Raw genomic sequence first — 6,636 nt, forward strand, 5'->3', positions numbered from 1 at the left:
CACAAAAAGAACAACACGGAGGCAGACATGACTATCGGCGCGCAGCTGCTATACGCCCTTGCCGGTACGGAAACGCGCATGCGCCGGATGATCGGCTATTGGAGCGCCACGATCCTGCTCTATCTCATAGGCCTGGTGATCCTGTGGGCTGAAGTCAGGTTCGGCCAGGCCATACGCGGTTATGCCATCCTCTTCACCGCATTGACGATCCCTGCGCAACTGGCGTTTTTCATCCTCATTCGTCACTACCCGAGGCTTGGGCTTGCACCGGCCCAACTCTCCCTGTACCAGGCGCGCTTCGCCATTCTTTGTACCGGTTTGGCCTATACCGCGCTCGGCCCGCTCCGGGGTTCGACGCTCGTGGCGCTTTTTGTCATCCTGACGTTCACGACTTTCTCGCTTGAGGCCAGGAAGTCCCGGGAGCTGAGCATTCTCGCCATTACCTTTCTCGGCCTCACGATGCTCGCAATGCCGCTCACGGCGCCGCAATTCTTTGATCCTAAAACCGAGCTGTTCCACTTTACCCTGGCTGGCTCCATGCTGATGGTGGTCGGCGCGCTCAGCGGGCGCCTCAGCGACCTCCGTTCGAGTCTCAAGCAGCAGCGTGAAGAGTTGATTGCGGCTATCGCGCAGATTCGTTTGCTCGCAACGACTGACGAGCTCACGTCGTTACCAAATCGGCGGTACATGAGCGAATTGCTGCAATCCGAGGATCGACGCAGGAAAGCCGAAGTCACGGCAAGCTGCATGGCACTGATCGACATTGACTGGTTCAAGCGGATCAACGACGTATACGGACATGACGCGGGCGACGCCGTCTTGACGCAATTCGCTGCTGTCGCAAAATCCCAGCTGCGCGAGGGAGACGTATTGGCCCGGTGGGGAGGCGAGGAGTTCCTGCTCTACTTGCCCGCGACCGCGCTGCTCTCTGCGTCCGCGACCATGGAGCGGCTGCGGCAGCGGATCCAGGCATTGTCCTTTCACTTTGAAGGCCGTCCGATCATGGTTACCTTTTCGGCCGGCCTGGTTGAACTGCGGGCCGATGAGACCGTGGAGGGCGGACTGCGGCGCGCCGACGAATTGCTGTATTGCGCAAAGGAACAGGGGCGTAACCGGATCATGACGCAAACGGAGCTGCGACCGGCCGCATCAGCGCGCCTCGTTTGTGAGCAAGCCAAATGCCCGATCGAAGGTTTGGGGATTTGAGAGACGGATTTCGGGATATGCCCGAGCCGGCTTCCGATTGAGGCGCTGCCGGCGCTGATTCGGCCAGACAGAAATAAAAGCACCACAATTCCAAGTTCTGATGGAGACAGAGAATGGGGGCAAAGCGTAGCGGTACCGTCGGAAGGGAACAATACGCGTTGTTGCGGATGACGACGGCGCAACAGAGAATGTTGCATGTCATTGCCTCTGAAGAGGAGTGGGAAAGAGCGTACCGCTGGGCGGTGGCCTGGGGACTTGCCATAAGGGTGCCCCCACGTTGTGCTCGCACCGCCACCTGCCGCTGTCGTGCGCAAGCTTGGCCGAAGCGTGCCGGGGACAGCCAGCCGAAGGATTAAGCAGCGGCTTGGCGAATGAAGGTCCGGCACCGGACTTATGACGCGCCGCCTCCCTTCCGACCGCCTGCAGCAAAAGACTCGAGCGGCATGAAACGCCGGAACGCTTCGTCGCTTTCATTACAGCGGCGAACGCCGGCGTACGCGGAAACAGATCCTGAAGACGCAGCTTGCCTGGGCAGCCAACAGCGACACGCTAAAGCAAGCGATGCCGGCCTGTTGAACATACTCTCCTGCAAGAAATGCTGATCGTCGACCGGCCTGGCGGGATGCCCACGACCAGCGCAAGGACGCAAACGGATTTTCCGATACTCGTTTCTCGTACGTGCACTTAGCGGAGAACCAACTGAATGAAAACGGAACTTCGTCCAAATGGTCGTAGTCAACAATCAACCTTTGATGCAGAGTACGAGAGGAAGATGCTCTGCTCCGCAGCCTCTGAGAAGCACGAAGATCAACCAGGCGTTTTGAAGCGGGTATGAGGCTGTAGGGTGGCCGCCCTGATAGATACCAGCCGTTTTTTAGTCGTGGAATGTAACCATGCTGTTTGCCAATGGGCGGAACCCTTGAAGGCGCATCAGGCATGCCGAAATATATTATTCATTTGTATGTTACCGGCCAGACCGCACGCTCCCATCATGCTGCGGCAAACCTTCGCCGCATCTGCGACGCATATGTCGGCGGCAGCTATGAGCTGGTCTTGATCGATGTCCTCGCCCAACCCGACCTTGCTGAAGCCGCCCGCATCCTTGCCACTCCCACTACCGTCCGCGTAGCACCGCTTCCCGCCTACCGGGTGATCGGGGACATGTCTGATTCGAGCAAGGTGATGATGGCCTTGGGTCTGGATGTCAAAGACCTCGGCTCGGGAAAGGAAATATCGTGAACATTGCTGAGCGCTCGCCAGGTGCCGTAACGATGTTGTCAACGGGTATTCCAGGTTTTGACTCGATTACGATGGGGGGCCTCCCCCGCAACCGCAGCACTCTTGTATCCGGAACCGCAGGGAGCGCCAAGACGGTCTTTGCCACCCAATTTCTGGTCGAGGGCATCCGGAAAGCGAATCAAACAGGCGTCTTCGTGACACTCGAGGAATCCCCGGCGGATATTCGCAGCAACATGCTCTCGTTAGGCTGGGATATCGCGCGCTGGGAAGCCGAGGGAAAGTGGGCGTTCGTTGACGGGACGGATTCCTTCGATCAGGAAGAAGGCGTCATGATCGGCGACTTCGACCTGGGCGGATTACTGGCTCGCATTCAGGCAGCAGTGACGAAGGTAGGTGCCGAGCGCCTGTCAATGGATGCAATCAGTACGATTTTCCCCCGTTTCGGCAATCAGGAAAGAATACGCTCGGAGCTGTTGCGTATCAATAATGTGATCAAGCAGATGGGGGTAACTGCCGTCATGACCGGTGAACGCACGGAGGATTACGGCGAAATCGGTCGTTACGGTTTTGAAGAGTTCGTCTCCGATAACGTGATCATCATGCGCAACGTATTGGATTCTGAACTGCGCCGGCGCACGCTGGAAGTCTTGAAGTTCCGCGGGGTGCCGCATCGGCGCGGCGAGTTTCCGTTCGTGCTTGTCAACGGCAGGGGTATTGAGGTGGTGCCGCTGTCGGCAATCCCCCTGGAGCATGAATCATCGAAGCTGCGCGTCAAGTTCGGCAATGAAGGCTTGGACAGGATGCTGCACGGCGGCCCGTATCGGGATTCGATTATGTTGATTTCCGGACCGAGCGGGGCAGGCAAAACCATGATGGCAACCGAATTTGCGGCTGCCGGCGGCTCCATGGACGAGCGCTGCCTGTTCCTCGACTTCGAGGAAAGCCGCACCCAGCTATTCAGAAATGCCGCTACCTGGGGACATGATCTGGCACGTCGGGAATCGCTCGGGCTGTTGCGGATCATCTGTGAATACCCGGAATCGGCAAACATCGAAGACAGGCTGGTCCGCCTGAAGGATCTGATCGCCGAATTTCAGCCGACGCGCCTGGTGATCGACAGCTTGACCGCGCTTGGTCGTCTCGCCTCGGACAAGACCTTCCGTGACTTCATCATCGGCCTCACGTCGTATGTGAAGCAGGCGCAGATCACGACTGCGCTGACCGCCGACTCCGGCGTCTTTCGGGGAACGGTCGCGATGACAGAGAAGCACGTGTCCACCCTGACGGATGCGATCATTGACTTGCGTGTCGTTGAAGTCGGCTGCCAGATGCGGCGCGGTGTCGCGATACGGAAGATGCGCGGGTCAGGCCATGATCGTCATATCCGCGAATTCACAATCAGCGACACGGGCCTGCATGTCGGAGACGCGTTCCGGCAAGAACAGGGCCATCATGTCGGCGATGACGAGACGGTTTCCTCGACTGGCAGCACTTAACTGGGTAGAAAAGGCTGCGGGGCGATATGAATGACGAGTTCCAAGAAAATGATACGCGTGTGGATGACCTGGCCGCGAGACTGGAAGCAAGCGAGGCACGCCTGCACAACATTATCGAGCGCAGTCCCGATGCATTTGTCGTGGTCGATTCCGCGGGAGTGATCCAGTTTGCAAATCTGGCCGCCGCCGTGCTGTTCAGGGCCGAGGACGCTAACCTGCTGGTGGGGGAGCGTTTCGGGCGGCCACTGACGGCGGGTGAAACCATCGACGTCGATATCGTCGGCGCGCATGGCGAAGAGATCGTTGCCGAAATGCGCGTGGTCGAAACCGAATGGCGCGGCAACCAGGCCTATATTGCGGTATTGCGCGATCTTACCGAGCGCATCCGCTCTGCGCGAATCCTCAGGGAGAACGAAAAGCGGCTGACGCTTGCCCTGGATGCCGCCAAGCTGGGTTTCTGGGACATTGACGTTGTGACGGGCAGCATGGCTTGCAGCGACAGGATGTACGAGTGCCTGGGTTATGCAAAAGGAGAAATTCGGCCGAACCGTGCCGCTTGGTGGGCACTGGTCCACCCTGGCGACGAGGCATGCCTGCATAGTCACTTTGACGACCATCTTAAAGGGAAAACACCCGGGTTTCGGACGGAAGTGCGCTTGCGTTCAAAGTCGAATGACTGGCGGTGGATGCTGTTCCAGGGCGAGGTCACGGAACGCGGGCAGGACGCCAGTCCCCTGCGCGTGATTGGTGTGGCGGAAGATATTCACGAACGCAAGGAAGTCGAGGAAAGAATCCGGCACGCTTCGCAGCACGATGCGCTCACCGGCTTGCCAAACCGGGCGCTCCTGTACGAATTCGCTGAGCATCTGCTTTCCGGGGCGCGGCGCAGCGGCGGGCGAAGCGCATTCCTGTTCATCGATCTGGACCGGTTCAAGCCGATCAACGATGCCTATGGGCACGATGTGGGAGATCTCGTGCTCAAGGAGGTAGGCAGGCGCCTTACGGCTTCCGTGCGAAGCGCCGATGTCGTCGGCCGCTTCGGCGGCGACGAGTTCCTGATGATGCTGGTCAATATCAGGAGTGAAGACGACGTGGCAATGGTGGCGCGGCACGCACTGACGACGTTGAACCAGCCGTATCTCGCCCATGGCCATGCCCTCACCATCTCACCCAGCATCGGCATCAGTGTGTTCCCGCAAGACGGCGATACCATCGACGATCTGATCAAGAACGCGGACACGGCGATGTACCAGGCCAAGGAAGGCGGGCGCAACAGGTTCCAGTTCTTCAAGCCGGAGTTCAACAAGCGCGTCAGCGAATCGCTGAAAATAGAAAGCTGCCTGCGACAGGGGTTCGATCGGAACGAATTCGAGGTGTTCTACCAGCCGGTGGTGGACACGGAAACCCGGTCGGTTGTCAGTGCCGAGGCGTTGCTGCGCTGGCCGTCCATGAATTGGTCACCGGCGCAGTTTATCCCGGTGGCGGAAATCGCCGGGTTCATGCAGACACTCGGCACATGGACGTTGCAGGAGGTGTGCCGGCAGCAGCGCGAGTGGCGCGAAAAAGGATTCCGCGTTTTTCCCGTTGCCGTGAATGTCTCTGCAACGCAGTTCCGGCAAAAGAATTTCGTACAATCCGTGTCCGACTGCCTGCTGCATGCGGGCGTCAGTGCAGCAGACGTGTATTTCGAGGTGACCGAGAGCACCGTGATGCGCAATGTCGGCGATGTGGCGGAAATCCTGCATGCGCTGCGCAGCATGGGCATCAAGGTGGCGCTCGACGACTTTGGCACCGGTTACTCCAGCCTCAGCTATCTCAGCCAACTGCCCATCGACATATTGAAACTGGACCAGTCGTTTATACGAGGTATCGGGCAAAACAGCGCGAATGGTGCCATTACCGAAGGCATTATCGGGCTGGGCCGCTCGCTCGGCCTTGAAATTATTGCAGAAGGCGTCGAGACGCAGGAAGCCTTGGATTTTCTGAGAGCGCGGAAATGCAGGCGCGGACAGGGATACCATTTTTGCCCGCCTTTGCCGGCAAACGACTTTGAGCGGTGGTGCCATCTGCACGCCGCATGAACGTGTCCTGCGTTCAAGGCGCAGCAGGTGTGGTTTAGCGCATAAAGTGGGACTGAACGAAAATTCCGCCTTATGCGCAAATAATCCCAACTTACGCGGTCTGCGCCGCACTAAATCATTGATCTGAAAAGAACCCGAGTCTCAGTTTATGAGGTTGTGATTGCTTGCGTATCAGCAAGAGCTGCCAGGCATAGCACTCGAAGCCCTGTAAATGATGAATATCCCAAGTTATGCGTCAAAAGCATAAGGAAATCTCACCTTATGCGTGCTTCTTGATCTCACCTTATGCGGCAAAGTGTAGAAGCATGGTGTGGCAGTCAGTCCGGTGCTAATAGTCTCACCGTCTGCTAGAAGCGTGAAAGCAGGCGTAGTTAAGGTTTAGTTTTTAGGCGCAACTCGACCCTAAGTCGACCTTTGGTTCGGCAGAAAGCGGACACTATTTCAACCGGACGTCGTCAAGGAGGAAATCCAAAAACGTCCGCACCTTGGACGACAGGTATTTGCGGCTCGGATAGACACCATAAAGCGTTACCTTGCGCAGGCCCTGCTCGGACAACACGCGGACGAGGCGTCCTGCCTGCAAATCCTGTTCTATCAACCATTTCGGCAGCACG

5 protein-coding genes are annotated in these 6,636 nt (G+C 57.9%); 4 read left to right on the forward strand and 1 reads right to left on the reverse strand.

The features are described 5' to 3' along the window. The first annotated feature begins 27 nt into the window (after window positions 1-27). From VEC01_RS11635 to VEC01_RS11650, 4 genes are all read left to right on the forward strand, one after another. Entirely contained in the window at window positions 28-1,206 is a 1,179-nt protein-coding gene (locus tag VEC01_RS11635; protein ID WP_324900989.1) for a GGDEF domain-containing protein, read from the forward strand. 936 nt (window positions 1,207-2,142) lie between these two features. Continuing rightward, window positions 2,143-2,445 carry a circadian clock KaiB family protein gene (locus tag VEC01_RS11640; protein ID WP_324900990.1) on the forward strand — a complete coding sequence of 101 codons (303 nt, stop codon included), beginning with the start codon at window positions 2,143-2,145 and terminating at the stop codon, window positions 2,443-2,445. Further along, the gene (kaiC, locus tag VEC01_RS11645; RefSeq protein WP_324900991.1) at window positions 2,442-3,941 is read left to right on the forward strand and encodes a circadian clock protein KaiC; all 1,500 of its coding nucleotides are present in this window, start codon (window positions 2,442-2,444) and stop codon (window positions 3,939-3,941) included. The genes VEC01_RS11640 and kaiC overlap by 4 nt, the downstream gene beginning before the upstream one ends. 26 nt (window positions 3,942-3,967) lie before the next feature. Further along, a complete protein-coding gene (locus VEC01_RS11650) occupies window positions 3,968-6,022 on the forward strand; it encodes a putative bifunctional diguanylate cyclase/phosphodiesterase (protein WP_324900992.1) in 2,055 nt (684 codons plus the stop codon). Between the two features lie 436 nt (window positions 6,023-6,458). Here VEC01_RS11650 and VEC01_RS20635 read toward each other — a convergent pair whose 3' ends face one another. Beyond that, the gene (locus VEC01_RS20635) at window positions 6,459-6,635 is read right to left on the reverse strand and encodes a LysR substrate-binding domain-containing protein (protein WP_414691446.1); all 177 of its coding nucleotides are present in this window, start codon (window positions 6,633-6,635) and stop codon (window positions 6,459-6,461) included. Window position 6,636: the final 1 nt, after the last annotated feature.

The sequence above is a fragment of the Noviherbaspirillum sp. genome (assembly GCF_035627455.1).
Taxonomy (GTDB): Bacteria; Pseudomonadota; Gammaproteobacteria; order Burkholderiales; family Burkholderiaceae_D; genus Noviherbaspirillum.